The 17,437-nt window shown below is 70.8% G+C and carries 14 protein-coding genes; 7 read left to right on the forward strand and 7 right to left on the reverse strand.

From position 1 onward, the window contains the following. The coding region (locus IF78_RS0137570; protein ID WP_037642181.1) for a cytochrome c oxidase subunit I at positions 1-727 on the forward strand (727 nt) is incomplete at its 5' end. After that, positions 724-1,047 (forward strand): hypothetical protein, encoded by a 324-nt coding sequence (locus IF78_RS0137575; protein ID WP_031487074.1) that lies wholly within the window; start codon positions 724-726, stop codon positions 1,045-1,047. The genes IF78_RS0137570 and IF78_RS0137575, both read left to right, overlap by 4 nt. Before the next feature lie 7 nt (positions 1,048-1,054). Here IF78_RS0137575 and IF78_RS0137580 read toward each other — a convergent pair whose 3' ends face one another. Next, entirely contained in the window at positions 1,055-3,019 is a 1,965-nt protein-coding gene (locus IF78_RS0137580) for an RICIN domain-containing protein (protein ID WP_031487075.1), read from the reverse strand. A 200-nt stretch (positions 3,020-3,219) separates the two neighbouring features. Between IF78_RS0137580 and IF78_RS0137585 the strand changes: the two genes are divergently transcribed. Further along, positions 3,220-4,428, forward strand: a complete 1,209-nt coding sequence (locus IF78_RS0137585) for a glycosyltransferase (protein WP_031487076.1) — start codon at positions 3,220-3,222, stop codon at positions 4,426-4,428. Between the two features lie 52 nt (positions 4,429-4,480). On the opposite strand, the gene IF78_RS0137590 is transcribed toward IF78_RS0137585, so the two are convergent. Beyond that, positions 4,481-5,143, reverse strand: a complete 663-nt coding sequence (locus tag IF78_RS0137590) for a TetR/AcrR family transcriptional regulator (protein WP_031487077.1) — start codon at positions 5,141-5,143, stop codon at positions 4,481-4,483. A 183-nt stretch (positions 5,144-5,326) separates the two neighbouring features. Between IF78_RS0137590 and IF78_RS0137595 the strand changes: the two genes are divergently transcribed. After that, positions 5,327-6,577: a YncE family protein gene (locus tag IF78_RS0137595; protein WP_031487078.1), complete on the forward strand. Its 1,251-nt coding sequence runs from the start codon at positions 5,327-5,329 to the stop codon at positions 6,575-6,577. Here IF78_RS0137595 and IF78_RS0137600 read toward each other — a convergent pair whose 3' ends face one another. The 4 genes from IF78_RS0137600 to IF78_RS0137615 all read right to left on the reverse strand — a co-directional run bounded on the left by IF78_RS0137600 (position 6,578) and on the right by IF78_RS0137615 (position 12,555). After that, entirely contained in the window at positions 6,578-7,777 is a 1,200-nt protein-coding gene (locus tag IF78_RS0137600) for a glycosyltransferase (protein WP_031487079.1), read from the reverse strand. Then, positions 7,774-8,562 (reverse strand): MerR family transcriptional regulator, encoded by a 789-nt coding sequence (locus IF78_RS0137605; protein WP_031487080.1) that lies wholly within the window; start codon positions 8,560-8,562, stop codon positions 7,774-7,776. Before IF78_RS0137605 ends, IF78_RS0137600 begins: the two co-directional genes overlap by 4 nt. Before the next feature lie 64 nt (positions 8,563-8,626). Continuing rightward, positions 8,627-10,486: a cellulase family glycosylhydrolase gene (locus IF78_RS0137610; RefSeq protein WP_037642194.1), complete on the reverse strand. Its 1,860-nt coding sequence runs from the start codon at positions 10,484-10,486 to the stop codon at positions 8,627-8,629. Positions 10,487-10,560: 74 nt separating this feature from the next. Next, entirely contained in the window at positions 10,561-12,555 is a 1,995-nt protein-coding gene (locus tag IF78_RS0137615) for an elongation factor G (protein WP_031487082.1), read from the reverse strand. A 214-nt stretch (positions 12,556-12,769) separates the two neighbouring features. Here IF78_RS0137615 and IF78_RS0137620 point away from each other — a divergent pair, with 214 nt between their 5' ends. After that, on the forward strand, positions 12,770-13,870 hold the full coding sequence (locus IF78_RS0137620) for an XdhC family protein (RefSeq protein WP_031487083.1): 1,101 nt from the start codon (positions 12,770-12,772) through the stop codon (positions 13,868-13,870). A 345-nt stretch (positions 13,871-14,215) separates the two neighbouring features. On the opposite strand, the gene IF78_RS0137625 is transcribed toward IF78_RS0137620, so the two are convergent. Next, positions 14,216-14,716, reverse strand: coding sequence for a metallophosphoesterase family protein (locus tag IF78_RS0137625; RefSeq protein WP_031487084.1), 501 nt, complete (start codon positions 14,714-14,716; stop codon positions 14,216-14,218). Positions 14,717-14,861: 145 nt separating this feature from the next. On the opposite strand from IF78_RS0137625, the gene IF78_RS0137630 reads away from it, so the two are divergent. Further along, a complete protein-coding gene (locus IF78_RS0137630) occupies positions 14,862-16,811 on the forward strand; it encodes a glycosyltransferase family 2 protein (protein ID WP_031487085.1) in 1,950 nt (649 codons plus the stop codon). A 5-nt stretch (positions 16,812-16,816) separates the two neighbouring features. After that, on the forward strand, positions 16,817-17,431 hold the full coding sequence (gene rfbC, locus IF78_RS0137635; protein ID WP_031487086.1) for a dTDP-4-dehydrorhamnose 3,5-epimerase: 615 nt from the start codon (positions 16,817-16,819) through the stop codon (positions 17,429-17,431). The last annotated feature ends 6 nt before the right edge of the window (positions 17,432-17,437 follow it).

Below are 17,437 nucleotides of genomic sequence, written 5' to 3' on the forward strand. Positions count from 1 at the left end.
CACAGGCGGCGTACTCCTCCCGTTCTTCGCCTTCATGACGTTCCTCATCGCCGTACCCACCGGCGTGAAGTTCTTCAACTGGATCGGCACCATGTGGAACGGCTCGCTGAGTTTCGAGACACCCATGCTCTGGGCCTTCGGCTTCCTGGTCACCTTCGTCTTCGGCGGTCTGACCGGCGTCATGCTCGCCTCACCGCCGCTGGACTTCCCGACGTCCGACACCTATTTCGTCGTCGCCCATTTCCACTACGTCATCTTCGGCACGGTGGTGTTCGCGATGTTCGCCGGATTCCACTTCTGGTGGCCGAAGTTCACCGGCAGGATGCTCGACGAGCGCCTGGGCAAGATGACCTTCTGGACGCTGTTCATCGGCTTCCACGGCACGTTCCTCGTCCAGCACTGGCTGGGTGTGAACGGAATGCAGCGCCGGATTCCGGACTATCTGGCGGTGGAGGGACTGACGCCGCTCAACTCACTGTCGACCGTCTTCTCGTTCGTGCTCGGGGCTTCCCTGCTGCCGTTCTTCTACAACGTCTGGAAGACCGCGAAGTACGGCAAGAAGGTGGCGGCCGACGACCCGTGGGGCTACGGCCGCTCGCTGGAATGGGCCACGTCCTGCCCACCGCCGCGCCACAACTTCCTCACCCTGCCGCAGATCCGTTCCGAATCTCCGGCGTTCGACCTCCATCACACCCCCGCGCCGGAGAGGGAGTTGACCACGCTGTGAGCATCACGGACAAGTTCCTCAACGACATCGAGGGGCATCTGCTGCTCGCCGCGACCCGCGAGGAAGGCCGAACGGCCGCCGCCCGTTTCAGCGCACCGCTGCACTGGCTGACGGATGCTCAGCGGGACGAGGTGGAGCGGCGGTTCGAGGCGGAGTACCTCGCACTCGCCCGCGGCTCCTGGCAGCACACGGCGGAGCGTGCCGGGAGACTGCGGGACGAGTACGAGGCCGTGTACCGCGAGCTGCGGCGCCGTCTGCTGGCCGGCTGGCTGCTGACCTGCGCCGTGGCGTTCGCCGTCCTGGTCGCGTGCCTCGCCTAGGCGCGCGCTAACTCACCGTCCACTTCTGGTTGTTCTGCCCGTTGCAGGCCCACAGCACCAGCTTCGTGCCGTTGGCCGTGGCCGCGCCGTAGGCGTCGAGGCAGAGCCCGGCGTTGACGTTGGTGATGGTGCCGTCGCCGTTGAGGTTCCACTTCTGGTTGTTCTGGCCGTTGCAGTCCCAGATGACGACCCTGGTGCCGTTGGTGGTGCCGCGGTTGTAGGCGTCGAGGCACTTGTTGCCGTACACCACCAGTTCCTTGCGGGTGCTGTGGTACTGCCACACCTGGTTCTGGCCGCCGTTGCAGTCCCACAGTTGGGCGTCGGTGCCGTTGGCGATGGTGTTGTCGTTGATGTCCGCGCAACGGCCGGACCCGGTCCCCGTGATCAGCGTGCCGTTCCTGCCGGGCAGCGGTCGTACGACGATGCCTTCGAGCGTCGGAGCGCCGGAGAAGGAGATCGTGTTGGTGTCGCCCTTGAAGAGGGAGACGTTGACGGCGATGTTGCCGGGGCTCGAGCCGGTCGGCGGGAAGGAGACCTTGGTGGAGGTCTGGCCGTTGACGGTGAGAGTGGCGGTCCGGGCGGTGGAGGTGTTGTTGGTGTAGGAGACCTCGACCGTCTTCAGACCGGCGCTTTCGGCGGCCACCCCGGAGAAGCTCGACGTGCCGTTGTAGGTGCTCGTGGACTGCTCGGTGCCGCCGGTGACGGTGAGCAGCACGGAACCGCCCGCCGGGACGCTGGTGGTGTAACTGGTGCCGGTGGTGGCGACGTTCTGGCGGGCCCACAGGTCGCGGACGGTCGCGGAGGCGTTCGTCAGGCCGAGGTCGGACCAGCGAACGGTCATGTTCTGGGTGGACGAGGTGCGGTTGAGCAGGACGACGGCACGGTTGCCGCTGCCGGTCAGGACCTTGCCGTAGACCTGGAGGCCGGAGGTGTCCTCGGCGACCCTGACGCCCTGGAGGCCGCGCGGGTCCTGGTCGACGGCGATGACCTCGGGGTTGGTGAGGATGCTCGTCGTCTCGGCGGTGAGGGTGGTGAGGTCGAGGCCGGCTAGGAGCGGGGCGCCGGAGATCGCCCACAGGCTCATGTGGCTGCGGCTTTGGGCGGCGGTCAGGCCCGTCATGCCGACGACCATCATGTCGGGGTCGTTGTAGTAGCCCGTGTGCTGGGCCGTGGGGTGGATGTTGCGGTCGAAGGCGGTCAGGACGTTGCCGTACGACGGTGTGCCGCCGTGGAAGAAGATGTCCGTGTTCGTGCGCCACATCGGGCCCATGCCCGGGGCCCAGTTCCAGGGGTTGGAGTAGCCCCAGTTGCACAGGGAGAGGGCGAGCGGGCGGCCGGTGGTGGCGGTCGCGGCGGCCACCGCGTCGCTGATCGCCTGGTAGGTCGTCTTCGGGTCGAGGCCCTCGGCGTCACCGCCGCACCAGTCGACCTTCACGAAGTCGAAGCCCCAGCGCGAGAACTGGAGCATGTCCTGCTCGTAGTGGCCCTCGCTGCCCGAGCCGGGCGCGGCCGGGCGGCCGGTCGGGAAGTAGTAGCCGCAGCCGTCCTTGCCGGCGTCGGTGTAGATACCGGCCTTGAGGCCCTTGCTGTGGATGTAGTCGGCGATGGCCTTCATGCCGCCGGGCCACTCCGCCTCGTCGACGGTGATGTTGCCGGCACTGTCCCGGGTGCCCTGCCACCAGCCCTCGTCGATGTTGATGTACTCGTAGCCGGCCTCCGGCAGACCCGCCGCCACGAACGCGTCGACCTGCCGCTTGATGACGTTGTGGTCGACCTTCGCGGCGAACGCGTTCCAGGACGCCCAGCCCATGGGCGCGGTGGGCACCGCTATGTGGCGGTTCGTCGTCGCCGCCCGGGCCGGGGCGGGCTCCGCGAACAGCAGGGCCGCCGACGCCGCGAGCGCCAGGACGAGGGCGCGTAGGACCGCGGATCTGAGGCGGCGTACGGGATTCATTCGAGGTGGGGGATACATGCGGCTCCTAAGTGCGGGAGGGAGGCCGATGGATTCGATATTTCGAACACAATTCGGAACACCGAACGCGTGGCGCCGAAAGTAGAGCCACGCGGGGGTGAAGTCAACGCACGGGGCAGACCTGAAGTCGCCCTGTCCCCCGGTCGGTTGGCACACCGGACCGCCGGCGCCGCCATACTGGGATGGTGCGCGTAGTGATCATGACGGCGGGCTCCCGGGGCGATGTGGCCCCTTACACCGGCCTCGGGCACGCTCTGTCCCGGGCCGGACACGAGGTCACCCTGGTCACGCACGGCCGCTTCGAACGGCTCGTGGCAGGGTCGGGCGTCCGCTTCCATCCGCTGCCGGTGGATCCGCGGGCGGAGCTGGAGTCCGCGCGCGGACAGCGCCTGCACCGGAGCGCGACCGGCGTGGGCAAGCTCGTGCGCGTGATGGAGATGGCGCGTGCCCTGGCGGGGCGGATGACGGACGAGATGCTGACGGCCGCGCGGGCCGGCGACGTCCTGCTGCTGGCGGCCTCCACCGCACCGCTGGGGCAGGCCATCGCCGAGGGCCTCGCACTGCCGAGCATCGAGCTCCCGCTGCAACCACTCGCTCCCACCAGGGAGTTCGGGCCACCGATGCTCGGCGGCCGTTCCTGGGGAGGCCTCGGCAACCGCGTCGCCGGGCACGGCGTGAACCTGGCCGTCGAGCGCGTCTTCTCGGCGGCCGTACCGGATGCGCGGGCGAGGCTCGGGCTGCCTCGACACGCAACGCGCGGCTCCCGAAGGGGACGGACACTGCACGGCTTCAGCCCCCTGGTGGTGCCGCGGCCACGTGACTGGTGCCCGGACCTGCAAGTGGCGGGTTACTGGTGGCCGTACGACGGCGAGGCTCAACTCCCCGCCGGGCTACTGGACTTCCTGGACTCGGGTCCACCGCCGGTTTTCGTTGGCCTGGGCAGCGCCACCGTGCCCGATCCGGCCGGGCTGAGCGCGGAGGTAGTGGGCGCGCTGCGGCGGGCCGGTCTGCGCGGGGTCATCCAGCGGGGGTGGGGCGGGCTGGAGGCCACCGGGAACGACGTCCTGACCATCGACGACGTACCGCACTCCGCGCTGTTCCCGCGCATGGCCGCCGTGGTCCACCACTGCGGTGCGGGCACGACCGCGGCCGGACTGCGCGCCGGGGTGCCGGCCGTTCCCGTGCCGATCCAGTTCGACGAAGGGTTCTGGGCCGGCCGCCTGGTCGCGCTCGGCGTGGCACCCGGGGCCGTGCCGCTGCGGCGGTTCTCGGCCGGCGCACTGGCGACGGCCCTACGGCAGGCGACCGGCGATCCGTCCTACGCTCGACGTGCCCGGTCTCTGGCCGAGGGGCTGCGGGCCGAGGACGGGGTGGCTCCGGTCCTGGATGCCGTGAACCGGCTCGGCTGAAGCCCCGTTCAGCCGGCTGACCCGGGCGGTCCCCACCGCCCCGGAGACGACCTCAGGCCCCGGCCACCCGCGGATCCGCCGGCTGCAGAATGCCCAGGAGCAGCCTGACGAGTTCGTCGACGACCTCGTCGAGGGTCGCGTCCACCCACCCCGCGCTCCAGTCGTGCAGCAGGCCGTTGACGCTGCCGATGAACGCGGTCACGGCGAGGCGGTAGTCGCGGGGCGCCGCCTCCCCGCGGGCGACGGCCGCCGCAACCTCGGCGCAGACGAGGTCGATCCACCGGGCGCGGCGGGCCAGGCGCTGCTCCTCCAGGCGTGGGCTGACGCCGACGATCTCGACGAAGGTGATGCGGATGCGGCGCGGGTCGGCGGTGACGTTCGCGGCGTACGCGCGGAAGATCGCGGTGGCGCGTTCGGCGAGCGGCAGGTCCCCCGCCTTGGCCGCCACCGCCAGGACGGCCTCCTCCGACCAGCCGTTGACCTGGAGGTGGAGGGCGGCCAATACGTCCTCCAGGCTGCGGAACTCCTCGTAGAACTGACGGGTCGACAGCCCCGCGGCCTCGCTCAGCGCCGCGACCGTCGTACCCCGGTAACCGGGGCTGTCGCCGAACAACTGCAGCGCCGCGTCCAGGAAGCGGCGCCGCCGCTCGGCCTGTCGTTCCTCGGCCGACTTGCCGCCGTAGCGGCCGGTGGGCGCCTTGAGCCTGCCCGCCACACTGTCCTCCCAGCACCTCGCCGACCCGACGGCCAATTTTGTCGTGTCCGCGGTCTTGTGGAGAAGGGCCCCCCTTCCTTACTTTTCAGTAAGTTGACTCTGAAACCAGTTGTGTTCAGATCCCAGCGCTCCGCTTTTTGGCATGCCCCGCTCATGACGCCCACCGAGAGGAAGGGAGCAGTCATGCCTGCCATCAGACCCAGGCACCTGAGCTCCGTAGCCGCCGCCCTCGCCCTGACCGTCACCGCCCCGGCGGCCATCGCCACCGCCGCCGACTCCTCCGCCGCCCTGCGTGAGGTGATGTTCGTGGGCAACAACTGGGACGGCACCGCCGACGTCATCAAGTCCTCCGGTGACTTCGCGAAGATCGGCCGTGTCAATGTCATTCCCGACAAGGACGCGCGGATGGCGGAGATCAACGCCGATCCGATCAAGTGGATCTACTTCATGGCGATCCGCAACAGCGTCGGCGAGGGCCACGACCAGTTCGTCGACGACATGTACTCCACGCCCGACGGCACGGCGATGGTCGTCTCCCGGCCGAGCTTCGCCGACGTCGTGTCCATCGACCTCGCGTCCGGCGACATCAACTGGCGTTTCTCCGTGTCCGGTTACCGCGCCGACCACATGGCGGTCTCTCCCGACGGCAAGCGGGTCGCGGTGTCGGCCTCGACCTCCAACACCGTGCATGTGCTGGACATCGTCACGGGCAAGGAGCTGGGCAAATTCGCGACCGGCGACAAGCCGCACGAGAACGTCTTCACCCAGGACGGCAAGTACATCTACAACATGGCGATCGGCGACGTGAACACGCAGACCGACGCCCCGTGGCTGGACTGGACGAAGGGCGACCGGCGCATCACGGTCGTCGACGCGACGACGTACCAGCAGGTCAAGGTCATCGACATGCGCCCGCGCCTGGACGCGATCGGGCTGACCGACTACTCCGACGCGGTGCGGCCGGCCGTGTTCTCGCCGGACGAGTCGAAGCTGTACTTCCAGGTGTCGTTCTTCAACGGCTTCTTCGAGTACGACCTGGCCACGGACAAGATCACCCGCACGAAGACCCTGCCGAAGAACCCGGCGACCAGCGACGACCGCACCACGTTCGTCAACGACTCACGCCACCACGGCATTTCGATGAGCCCCGACGGCAGCAAGCTGTGCGTCGCGGGCACGATGGACGACTACGCCACCGTGGTCAACCGCACCACCCTCCAGGAGGGCCCGCTGGTCACCGCCTCCAAGCCCTACTGGGCCACGGTCAGCGGCGACGGCAAGTCCTGCGTGGTCTCCGAGAGCGGCACCGACCAGGTCACGGCCATCGACTTCGCCACCGGCCGCAAGCAGGTCTCCGTCCCGGTCGGCGACCACCCGCAGCGGGTCCGGCTGGCCCATGTCCCGGCCGACTGGACGAGTCCGTCGGCCGGTTGATCAGCCCAGGGCCTTCAGCACCGTGCCCACCCCGTCCTCGGTCGCCATGTGCCGCGCGGCGACCGAGGCCGCACGGGCGTACGTCTGCCGCCGTACGGTCTGCGCGAGCGCGTCGGCGAGCCGCTCGGCGGTGAGGGACGCGAAGGGGATCGGTGCGGTGGCCGCGCCGATCGACGCCAGCCGTCCGGCCCAGAACGGCTGGTCCGCCGTCACCGGCACCGGGATCGCGGGGGCTCCGGCGCGCAGGGCCGCCGCCGAGGTGCCCGCCCCGGCGTGATGGACCACCGCGGCCACCCTCGGGAACAGCAGCGTGTGCGGCACGTCGCCGATGGTCAGGACGTCGTCGCCGTCGGCCGCGAGCCCGGCGCTGCCCGACTGCACGATGCCGCGCAGCCCGGCCCGGCGCAGCGCCCGGACGGCGATCTCGCTCAGCCGCTCGCCGTGCCCGGCAGCCATGCTGCCGAAGCCGATGAACACCGGGCGCGCTCCCACCGCGAGGAAGTCCTCCACCTCGCCGGGCAGCCGACGGTCCGGGCCGACGTACGGCCACCACGTGCCGACGACGTCGAGTTCCGCGCGCCAGTCGGACGGGCGCGGCACCAGCGCCGTACTGAAGCCGTGCAGGACGGGCCGGTGCGCCCGCTCCTGTCGGCGGCGCATCTCGGACGGAGCCAGCGGTGGCAGGTCCAGGCGGCGGCGCAGCTCGGTGACGGCCTCGGTGTAGACGCGGTCGGCCATGCGCAGCGCGAAGCGCCCGGCGGCGCGGTTGCCGAGGCGGCCGAGGGAGCAGGTGCCCATGACGTTGGGCGGGAAGTCGCCGGTGGGAGCGGTCGGCTGGAGGTGGGCGCCGAGGGTCCGGATGCCCAGGGCCTCGGCCACATGCCAGCCGAGCGGAGCCGTGGTGGCCGACAGCAGGAGCAGTTCCGTGCCCGGGTCCACCGCGTCGGCGAATCCCTGACCGAGTTCGGTGACGAACGCGGCGGCGGTGCGCATCAGTTCACGTCTGCTCGCGACTGCGCCCTGGGCCTGCGGGCGGCTGGGCAGACTTCTGAACTCCAGGCCGGCCTCTCGTACAAGGGGCGCGAAGGCGTCCGTTGTCGCCAGGGTGACGTCGTGCCCGGCCTCGCGCAGGCCCGCTCCCAGGCCCGTGTACGGAGCCACGTCACCTCGCGATCCGGCGGCGGCGATCAGGATCCTCATCCGTCCTCCTCACGGTGCGCCCGGCGGGCCGCGTTCGCGTGGACGGCCTTGCAGAGATAGGCGGCGAGGCCCGGCCGCTGCTGCGACGGCGGTACGACGAGCGCGAAGGCGCGCGGATCGGCGGCGAAGTCGTCCGCGATGCGCCGGTGCATGTCGGGCGGACAGCTGGTGAACCAGCGGGCGATGTGCAGCCGGTGCTCCTCCGCGAGATCCATGGCCCGGTCGCCGTCGGCGGGCTCCCGCTCGTCGAAGGCCGCGAGCAGTTCCACGCGCCAGGCGGCGGCCTCGCCCATGAGCTGCCGCCAGTCCTCCTTGGTGTGGGCCGCGGCGCGGGCCATCGACTCCTGGTGCCCGGCCGAGTGCTGCCACTTGAGCTGGGCCTCGGTGGCGTAACTGAGGTCGAAGTCGATCTCCCCGAAGACCTCGAAGCGGTCCTCGGGTGTCAGTTCGACGCCCGTCCGCTGTACCTCTATGGCCTGCTCGGCCACGTCGGCCAGCCGCTGGAGCCGGCCGATCTCCTCGCCCAACTGCCGCAGCCGCGCCCGGAGATGTTCCAGGGCGTTCGCCTGCGGATCCTTCAGGATCTCGGCGATCTCGTCGAGGGAGAAGCCCAGTTCGCGGTAGAAGAGGATCTGCTGGAGCCTGACCAGGTCGGCGTCGCCGTACAGCCGGTAACCGGCGCCGCTGCGGCCACTGGGCGAGAGGAGTCCCGCCCGGTCGTAGTGGTGCAGCGTGCGCACGGTCACCCCGGCGAAGGCCGAGACCTGCCCCACGGAGTAGCTCATTCACCTGCCCTTTCGTCGGGTACAGCGTGCAGCCTGACGTAAGGGGAGGGTCAAACGGCGGTGCTTATCCGGCGTTCTGCGCGGCCCACGCGGAGAGTTCGGACCGTGCGGCGTTCAGCAGGGCGGTCGAGGGTGCGGTCGCCCCGTTGGTCACCAGCGCGTAGTGCAGGACGCCGGAGTCGGTGTCGGTGAGCAGCAGGCGGCGGCTGCCCGTGCCGCCGGGTTCCGCGGCCGCGCCGACCGGTGTCGTCGAGTTGTACGACGGCGGCGAGTACACCGTGCCCAGGTCGGAGACGACCGTCGTGGACCCGTTCGGGAAGGACGCCGGGAGGTGCAGCTCGGTCGGCGCCGTGCCGCTGTTCGAGCGCCATACCAGCAGCCCGTACTGGCCCGAGCCCACCAGCTGCGCGACGTTCGGCAGCGAGCTCGGCACCGGGTTCCAGGTCAGGGTCGTCGAGCCGTCCCGGGAGCGGTCCTCGTAGGTGAAGGCGACCGTCGAACCGGACGTGGCGCTCGGATAGATCCGGTCGAGGAGTCGGGCGTCCTGGCGCAGCACCGGCGTGCCCGAGTCGTCGAGGCGTACGGCGGACAGGTCCTCACCGTTCCAGGCGTCGCCGTCGGTCTGCGCCTTGTCCGGGTTGTCGTTCATCAGCTCGTGGTGGCGGCCGTTGTAGATGTCCCACTGCCACTGGGAGCCCGAAAGGACGGGTCCGGAGCCGGACGGGGCGGACCACCAACTCGCCCCCTTCACCCGGGAGTCGAGGGCCTGGTACATCGCCTTGTACACCGTCGGCGCCTTGTCGGAGACGGAGCCGGTGAGCGGGTGCCCGAACTCGCTGATGATGGCGGTCGTCCCGGTGGCGGAGGCGCGGTCGCGGACGGTCCCGAAGTCGCCCACGTACTGGCCGTCGGCCGCCTTGCCCCACATGAAGACGCCGGAGATGGCCTTCTGGTCGTAGAAGTGGGTGTTGAAGACGTAGCGCGGGCCGAGCGTGCCCGCGTCCAGGAGTCCGCCCTCCTCCTTCTGGAAGTCGAGGTTGGCGTTCCAGAAGAGGTTCGGCTCGACGAAGGCCGGCTTGGTCTGCCAGCCCGCCGCGTCCATGCGGGCGCGGAACTTGACGTAGAAGGGCCACAGCACGTCCTTCTCCCACGTCCGGCTGGTCTGGCCGGGCTCGTAGGTCCCCGCGTGCGGCTCGTTCCACGGGTCGAACCCGACGATGCCCGCGAACTGGGCGGCGGTGAGGTTCTGCTTGACGTAAATCATCGTCTTCCGGGCGGTGTCGAGGAAGGCGTCCTGGAGGCCGTACTCGTTGTGCCAGAAGTCGTACGTCGACTGCTTCACGGCCTCGTTGGAGGTGATGTTCTGGCCCCAGAACGGGCAGATCCCGCAGTATTCGTCGGGATAGTCACCGAGGTCGACCGCCCACTTGGGGGCGCCGTCGCCGGTGTACCAGCTGTCCGGGTCGAACAGCCAGCGAGAGTAGAGGTCCTGGTGGAAGTCGGGGTACACGCGGATCCCGGCGTCCAGGAACGCGCGTATCTGCTCGGTGGCCTTCGCCAGGTAGGCGGTGTCCACCTGGCCGCGCACGGGCTCCGCGTAGGCCCAGGAGAGCAGGAAGCGCACCGAGTTGCCGCCGCCCAGCGCCCTGAGCGCGGTCGCGGACTTCTTCGCGTCGGCGGTCGAGGCGAACGGCAGACCGTTGTTCTCCTTCAGTTTCGTCTCGCCGGAGACGTTGTAGCCGCGCAGCACGACCTCGCGGCCGTTCCCGTCGACGAAGCGGCCGTTCTGCACGGTGAGGGGCGTTTCGTCGAACCAGAGGGAGTCGGGGAGGGTGGCGGCGGTGGCGGGAGTGAGGCCCGCCACCGGCAGGGATCCGAAGAGGACGACCAGGACAACCATGAGACGCGTCCGAATGTTCGGCATGTCCACTACAGTCCGGTGATATCAGGACACCGTCAATACCTTCTGACCCATGAGTAAGTCCGGTGCCTTTCAGCTCAGTTGCCCACTCTGCGCGTCAGGTTCAACAGGTACTCCCTACGGTTCAGCGGATTGAGGTCGGTACGCCGGCGCTCCGGGACCGTGCCGCGCGGGGCGGGCGCGTAGTGGTCGAAGGAACTCTCCAGCTCGCCCTCGCCGCGCGTCAGCCCCGGCAGCTGCTGCTCCAGTTCGTGCACATGGGCCGCGGGCACCGAGCCCTCCAGCGAGCAGGTGACACCGCGGGTCTGGGTGGTCTGCGGTACCGCGCGCAGCCTGGCCAGCACCGGCAGCAGGGCGGCCAAGGTGTCGGTCGGGGTCTCGAGGCGGAAGCGGTGCATCGGCTCGTGCACCTGGGTGCCCGCCCGGCGCAGGGCCTCGGTCAGGACCAGCGGGGTCAGGCCGCGGAAGTCGTAGCCGGTGCTGGACATGCTCTTGTCGAAGCCCTGGTGGGCGTGGCTCTGCCGGGGCGAGTAGCCGGAGTGGGTCATGGTGACCGTGCAGTCGGGGATCTTCCAGCCGTGCAGGCCCTGGCCGAGCGTTTCGCGGACGGTGTCCTCGACGGCCTTGAAGAAGGCGTACGGCATGGAGCCGAGCTCCACCTCGAGGCGGAACGCCACGCCGGACCCGGCCGGCGCGGGGTCGACGCGCAGGCCGATCGTCGCGAGGAAGGGATTCGCGTCCTTCTTGTTGAACTCGACCGCCGCGCCCGAGCCGACCGGCCGCTCGATGCACAGCGGTGTCGTCTCGTGGAAGGTGACGTCGAGGCCGAAGTCGTCGGCGAGGGTGGCCTGGATGACCTCCTTCTGCACCTCCCCGTAGAGGGAGACGAAGGTCTCCTGACGTACCTCGTCGTGGCGCAGGTCGATGAGCGGGTCCTGCTCGGCCAGACGGGTGAGGGCGCGGTGCAGGGCCCGCCGGTCCGTGCCGCCGGCCGGGGCGACGATCGTCTCGAGCGTGGGCGGCGCGAAGAAGTGCCCGTGCGCCTTGCGGGTCTCGCCGATCGCGTCGCCGATCCTGATGTCGGCCATGCCCCACAGCTTGGCGATCCGGCCCGCCGCCACCAGGTCGTCCCTGCTGTCCGTGCCCTGGTCGAAAACGCTGATCGCGGTGATCCGGCCCTCGGATCGGGAGCCGCCCTCGCTCGATTCGTCCACGGCGCCGAAACAGATCCGGTCGCGGGTGCGCAGCGTCCCCGAGAACATGCGCGCGTAGGCGACCTTCTCCCCCGCCGGGCCCCGCTCCACCTTGAAGACGGTCCCCGAGACCGGCCCGTCGGGGTCGCCGTCCGCGACCGGCAGCAGCTCTCTGATCCCGTCGACCAGCGCCTCGACGCCCGCGCCTGTGACGGCGGAGCCGAAGTACACGGGGTGGACCAGCGCCTGCCGGGTCTGGGCGGCGAGAGCGGTGCGCAGATCGTCGTACGAGACCGTGTCCTCGAGGTACGCGGTCAGCAGTTCGTCGTCGTGGTCGGCGAGGACGTCGAGTGCCGACGCTGCCAGGCCGGGGACGAAGCGGGCGTCGCGGGTGCCGAGGGCGTCGGTCGTCCCCATCGGGACGACGGCCGCCGTCAGCCGTTCGGAGACGGCCCGCAGGACGGCGTCGCCGCGCGCCCCGCGTCGGTCGATCTTGTTGACGAAGACGAGTGTGGGGATGCGCAGCCGCTGCAGCGTGCGCATGAGGATCCGCGTCTGCGGCTGAACGCCCTCGACGGCCGAGACGACCAGCACCGCGCCGTCGAGCACACCCAGCACTCGCTCCACCTCGGCGATGAAGTCCGGGTGGCCCGGGGTGTCGATGAGGTTGACCGTCACGTCGTCGAGCGCGAAGGAGACGACGGCGGACTTGATGGTGATGCCGCGCTGCCGCTCCAGCGCGAGGGAATCGGTCTGGGTGTTCCCGGCGTCGACGCTGCCGATCTCGTCGATCACGCCGGCCGAGTGCAGCAGGCGCTCGGTCAGGCTGGTCTTACCGGCGTCGACATGGGCGAGGATTCCGAGGTTGAGCAAGTGCACGAAGCGTCATGTCCTTTGACGTGGGGGTGGTTTCTTCCGCGGTGGACATGAACGCAGTGCGCATTGAGGCTCCTCCTCGCGTGCCGGTCGGATCACGTGCAGTGCACCAGGACGGACCCCGCACAGGCAATGGATTAATCCTCAACGACCCGCGCCGGCGCGAGAGCGCCGGTCAGAGCGCTGCCTGTTAGGCTCGCCGGGAGGTGCTCAAACGATGCGTGACATTCTCCCGGTGATCGGCGGCTGGTACGCGGCCGGGGCGCCGTTCGGGCTCGCCACGGTGGTCGCCACGAGCCGCAGCGCCCCGCGCGATCCCGGTGCCGCGATGGCCGTCGGACCCGACGACGAGGTCGTGGGCAGCGTGTCCGGTGGCTGTGTCGAAGGAGCCGTCTTCGAGCTCGCTCAGGAGGTCGTGGCGAGCGGTGAGGCACGGCTGGAGACCTTCGGGTACAGCGACGAGGACGCGTTCGCGGTCGGGCTCACCTGCGGCGGCGAGATCACCGTGCTGGTGCGGCCCGTGACGCCCGACGGCGATCCGACGTTCGGCGAGGTCGCGGAGTCGGTCGCGGCGGGCCGTCCGGTGACCGTGGCGACGGTGACCGACGGGCCCGCGCGGCGCGGGGCGACGCTCGCCGTGTGGCCGGACCGCGTCGCGGGCACGCTCGGCACGCCCGGCCTGGACGCGGCGGTCACCGCAGACGCGCGTGGCGAACTCGCCCTGGGCGCCACGGGCCTGAGGCACTACGGCCCGCGCGGCGAGCGCCGTGAGGACGCGGTCACCGTCTTCCTGCACTCCTTCGCCCCGCCGCCCCGCATGCTGGTCTTCGGCGCGATCGACTACGCGGCCGCGGTGGCCCGGATCGGCGACTTCCTCGGCTACCGGGTCACCGTGTGCGACGCCCGCCCGGTCTTCGCCTCGCCGAAACGCTTCCCGGAGGGCGTCGAGGTGATCGTCGACTGGCCGCACCGCTATCTGAGCGGCACCGACACCGACGAGCGCACGGTGATCTGCGTTCTCACCCACGACCCGAAGTTCGACGTGCCGCTGCTGGAGGAGGCGCTGCGGCGCCCGGCGGCGTACATCGGGGCGATGGGCAGCCGCCGTACGCACGACGACCGGATGAGGCGGCTGGCCGAAGCCGGGCTCGCCGAGGGCGAATTGGCCCGGCTGCGCTCGCCGGTGGGCCTGGACCTCGGGGCCCGTACGCCCGAGGAGGTCGCCGTGTCGGTCGCCGCCGAGATCGTCGCGCTGCGGTGGGGCGGCACGGGCGTCCCGCTGACGGCCACGGCGGGCGCCATCCATCGATCACCGTGACGTACGGCCGGGGGTACGCACGGCCAGGGCACCGGGCAGCCGCTGCGAGCCGCTCGACGTGCTCCGTACGGCCGGCGCGAAGCCGGTGGCGAAGGGTGCGGCAGTGGTGGCGGTGGTACGGGGGGTGCTGGTGGTGGCTCGGGGGCGGCGGTGGTGACACGGGGGACGAAAATGACCCCGATCCGGTGTGTAAGGCGGCCGCGAAGGGGTAGTCACGGCTCAACGGAGGCATACGTGCCCCCGGACAGAGCCTCTGAGCGGGAAGGAGGTCCATGACAGCGCATAACATGCGACCGGGCCGCTTCCACGCGCAGACGGAGCGGCCCGGATCTTATTGCCCGGCCGTCAGCGCCGGGGCAGCCGGTGCAGCTCCACGTCCGTGAGCCTGCCCTCTCCCACGGTCGCGGTCATGAAGGTGCAGTGGGGCTGTCGGCGGCGGTCCGTCGGGGATCCGGGGTTGAGCAGGCGCAGGCCTGACGGGGCGGTGGTGTCCCAGGGGATGTGGCTGTGCCCGAAGACCAGGACGTCCAGGCCGGGGAAGCGGGCGGCGCAGCGCGCCTCGCGCCCCTGGGCGGGGCCGGTCTCGTGGACCACGCCGAAACGCAGGCCGCCGAGGTCGGCGTACGCCACCTCGGGGAGCCGGGCGCGCAGGTCCGGTCCGTCGTTGTTGCCGTAGACGCCGACGAGCCGGGCGCAGCGGCTCTCCAGCAGGTCGAGCGTGGCCGCGTCGACCCAGTCCCCCGCGTGGAACACGACGTCGGCGCGCGGGAGTTCGGCGAGCAGCTCATCGGGCAGGGCTTTGGCGCGCTTGGGCAGGTGGGTGTCGGACATCAGCAGCAGGCGCACGCCGTCAGGCTACCGGCGGGGAAGATCGCCGTGCGGGATCGCCATGGTTGAGCGGTGGACAAAACCGGTGACAGGGTTAGGATTTGGCCACGAGCGCCAGAATCTGACGTTAACGCACAGCGACCCCTAGGGGGCTCGGACCCGGATGCCGGTCAAGGTCAGCGTCGTCGTTCCCGTGTACAACCCCGGGGTCTATATCGAGGACTGCGTCGCCTCGCTGCTCGGACAGACGCTGCCGCCGGACGAGTACGAAGTGATCTTCGTCGACGACGGCTCCACCGACGACACGCCCGCCCGGCTGGACGCGCTCGCCGCCACGGAGCCCCGGGTGACCGTCGTCCACCAGGAGAACTCCGGCTGGTCGGGCAAGCCCCGCAACGTCGGTGTCGCCGCCGCCAGGGGCGAGTACGTGATGTTCGTCGACAACGACGACTACCTCGGCGACCAGGCCCTGGAGCGGATGTACGACTACGGCGTGGCCAACGCCGCCGATGTCGTGGTCGGCAAGATGGCCGGCAAGGGACGCGGGGTGCCGGTGGAGCTGTTCCGCCGCAACCACCCGCGCGCCACCGTCGAGAACGCGCCGCTGATCGACAGCCTCACCCCGCACAAGATGTTCCGCCGCGCCTTCCTCGACGACATCGGCCTGCGCTTCCCCGAGGGCAGGCGGCGCCTGGAGGACCACGTCTTCGTCACCGAGGCGTATCTGCGCGCGAGCAACGTCAGCGTGCTCAGCGACTACGTCTGCTACTACCACGTACGCCGCGACGACGCCTCGAACGCCGGATTCCAGCGCTTCGACCCCGGCGGCTACTTCAAGAACCTCCGGGAGGCCCTGGACGTCGTCGAGCGGTACACCGAGCCGGGACCGCTGCGCGACCGCCTGTTCCGGCGCTGGCTGCGAGTGGAGATGGTCGAGCGGATGCGCGGGCGGCGTTTCCTCACCATGCCGGCGGACTGGCGCCGGGAGCTGTTCGAGGAGACCCACCAGGTCGCCGTGGAGCGCTTCGGACCCGGCGTCGCGGCCGGTCTGCAGCCTACGCAGCAGGTCGTGGCCGCGCTGATCGCGGCGGACCGGTACGACGACGTCGAGGCCTTCGCCGAGTGGGAGGCCGACGTCGCCCTCAGGGCCGACCCCGAGACCGTGGTGTGGGAGAACGGCACGCTGAGGGTCGGTTTCCGTGCCGAGTACGCGTCCGCCGACGAGCCGATGACGTTCCCCGCCGGGACGGACCGTACGCCGCTCGACGGCCCGCCCGAGGACCTCGCCGCGGCCATCGCGTGGGTGGGCGCCGACACCGTGGCCCGGTTCGGCAAGGCCACCGCGGACCTGCTGCTGCGCGAGCGCGCCAGTGCGGCCCAGTACTTCCAGCCGGTGGAGTTCACCCGGGAGGAGGTACCGGCCGGGAACGGCCGCGTCCGCCTGGTGCTGCGCGCCACCGCCGCCGTGGACCCGGCCACGCTCCCCCGCGCCGGCCTGTGGGACGCCTTCGTCCGCGTCAAGCTGGGCGGCTGGACGAAGGAATGCCGCCTCGGCCCGGCCCCGAGCGAGGCCCGCCCCGCCCTGTACGCCGGTGTGGCCGGCGGCCATGTGGTCCTGCCGTACTGGACCTCACCGCACGCGAACCTCGCCGTGGACGTCGACCGCGCCACCCACCGCGTCGGCCTGGGCACCCTCGCACCGGACGACATCAAGCTCTCCGGCGACCGGCTGCACGCCCCTCTCCCCCTCCACGTCCCCGGCGACGGCACCGAGGTGACGCTCCGGCTCACCGCGGCCGGCACCGCCCGCGACGTGCCCGCCACGCTGTCCCCGCACGGATCCGGGGCCCTGCTGGAAGCCACGCTGCCCCTGGGCGAGCTGCGCGGGGCGACCTGGCGGGCGGCACTCGGCACACCCGGGCCGCGCTTCCTCACCCTGCCGTTCGCCCTGCGCGCGGGGGTCGGCGGAGTCCGCGTGGTGCGGGCTCCCCGTGCGAGCGCACTACGCCGGCTGGTCCGCAGGGCGGGGCGCCGGCTGGGTACGGCCCTGGGCCGGACGGCGACCCGGCTCAAGGCCCGGTCCCGGGCCCGGGCCCGGGCCCACAGGAGGTGACGGCAATGCGATCCCTCGGCATCGAAGGCGCCTGGGCGCTCGAGCCCAAGGTCTTCCCGGACGACCGGGGCAGCTTCCACGAGTGGTACCGGGGCGAGGAGTTCCGCGAGGCCACCGGCTACGACCTGTCCCTGGCCCAGGCCAACTGCTCGGTCTCCCGATGGGGCGTGCTGCGCGGGGTGCACTTCTCCGACCTGCCGCCCGGCCAGGCCAAGTACGTGACCTGTCTGCGCGGCGCCGTCCTCGACGTGGTCGTCGACATCCGCGTGGGCTCCCCCACCTTCGGCCGCTGGGAGGCACTGCGCCTCGACGACGCCGACCACCACGCCCTGTTCCTCGCGGAGGGCCTCGGCCACGCCTTCATGGCACTCACCGACGACGCCACGGTGGCCTACCTGTGCTCGACGGGCTACGCCCCGGAGCGCGAACACGGAGTGCATCCGCTCGACCCGGAGCTGGGCATCGCCTGGCCCGATCACATCACGCCCGTGCTGTCACCCAAGGACGCGCAGGCACCGTCGCTGGCGCAGGCGCGGAGGGCCGGGCTGCTGCCGTCGTACGAGACCTGCAGAGCCCGCTACGAGCAGTTGCGCACCAAAGGCGGCTCGGCAACGCCCTGAACACGC

The organism is Streptomyces bicolor (assembly GCF_000719285.1).
In the GTDB taxonomy this organism is placed as follows: domain Bacteria; phylum Actinomycetota; class Actinomycetes; order Streptomycetales; family Streptomycetaceae; genus Streptomyces; species Streptomyces bicolor.

Excerpts from the sequence above, each read along its gene's own strand:
- IF78_RS0137580 (WP_031487075.1), bottom strand. The coding sequence starts at position 3,019 with ATGTATCCCCCACCTCGAATGAATCCCGTACGCCGCCTCAGATCCGCG.
- IF78_RS0137585 (WP_031487076.1), top strand. The coding sequence starts at position 3,220 with ATGACGGCGGGCTCCCGGGGCGATGTGGCCCCTTACACCGGCCTCGGG.
- IF78_RS0137595 (WP_031487078.1), top strand. The coding sequence starts at position 5,327 with ATGCCTGCCATCAGACCCAGGCACCTGAGCTCCGTAGCCGCCGCCCTC.
- IF78_RS0137600 (WP_031487079.1), bottom strand. The coding sequence starts at position 7,777 with ATGAGGATCCTGATCGCCGCCGCCGGATCGCGAGGTGACGTGGCTCCG.
- IF78_RS0137605 (WP_031487080.1), bottom strand. The coding sequence starts at position 8,562 with ATGAGCTACTCCGTGGGGCAGGTCTCGGCCTTCGCCGGGGTGACCGTG.
- IF78_RS0137610 (WP_037642194.1), bottom strand. The coding sequence starts at position 10,486 with ATGCCGAACATTCGGACGCGTCTCATGGTTGTCCTGGTCGTCCTCTTC.
- IF78_RS0137620 (WP_031487083.1), top strand. The coding sequence starts at position 12,770 with ATGCGTGACATTCTCCCGGTGATCGGCGGCTGGTACGCGGCCGGGGCG.
- IF78_RS0137630 (WP_031487085.1), top strand. The coding sequence starts at position 14,862 with ATGCCGGTCAAGGTCAGCGTCGTCGTTCCCGTGTACAACCCCGGGGTC.
- rfbC (WP_031487086.1), top strand. The coding sequence starts at position 16,817 with ATGCGATCCCTCGGCATCGAAGGCGCCTGGGCGCTCGAGCCCAAGGTC.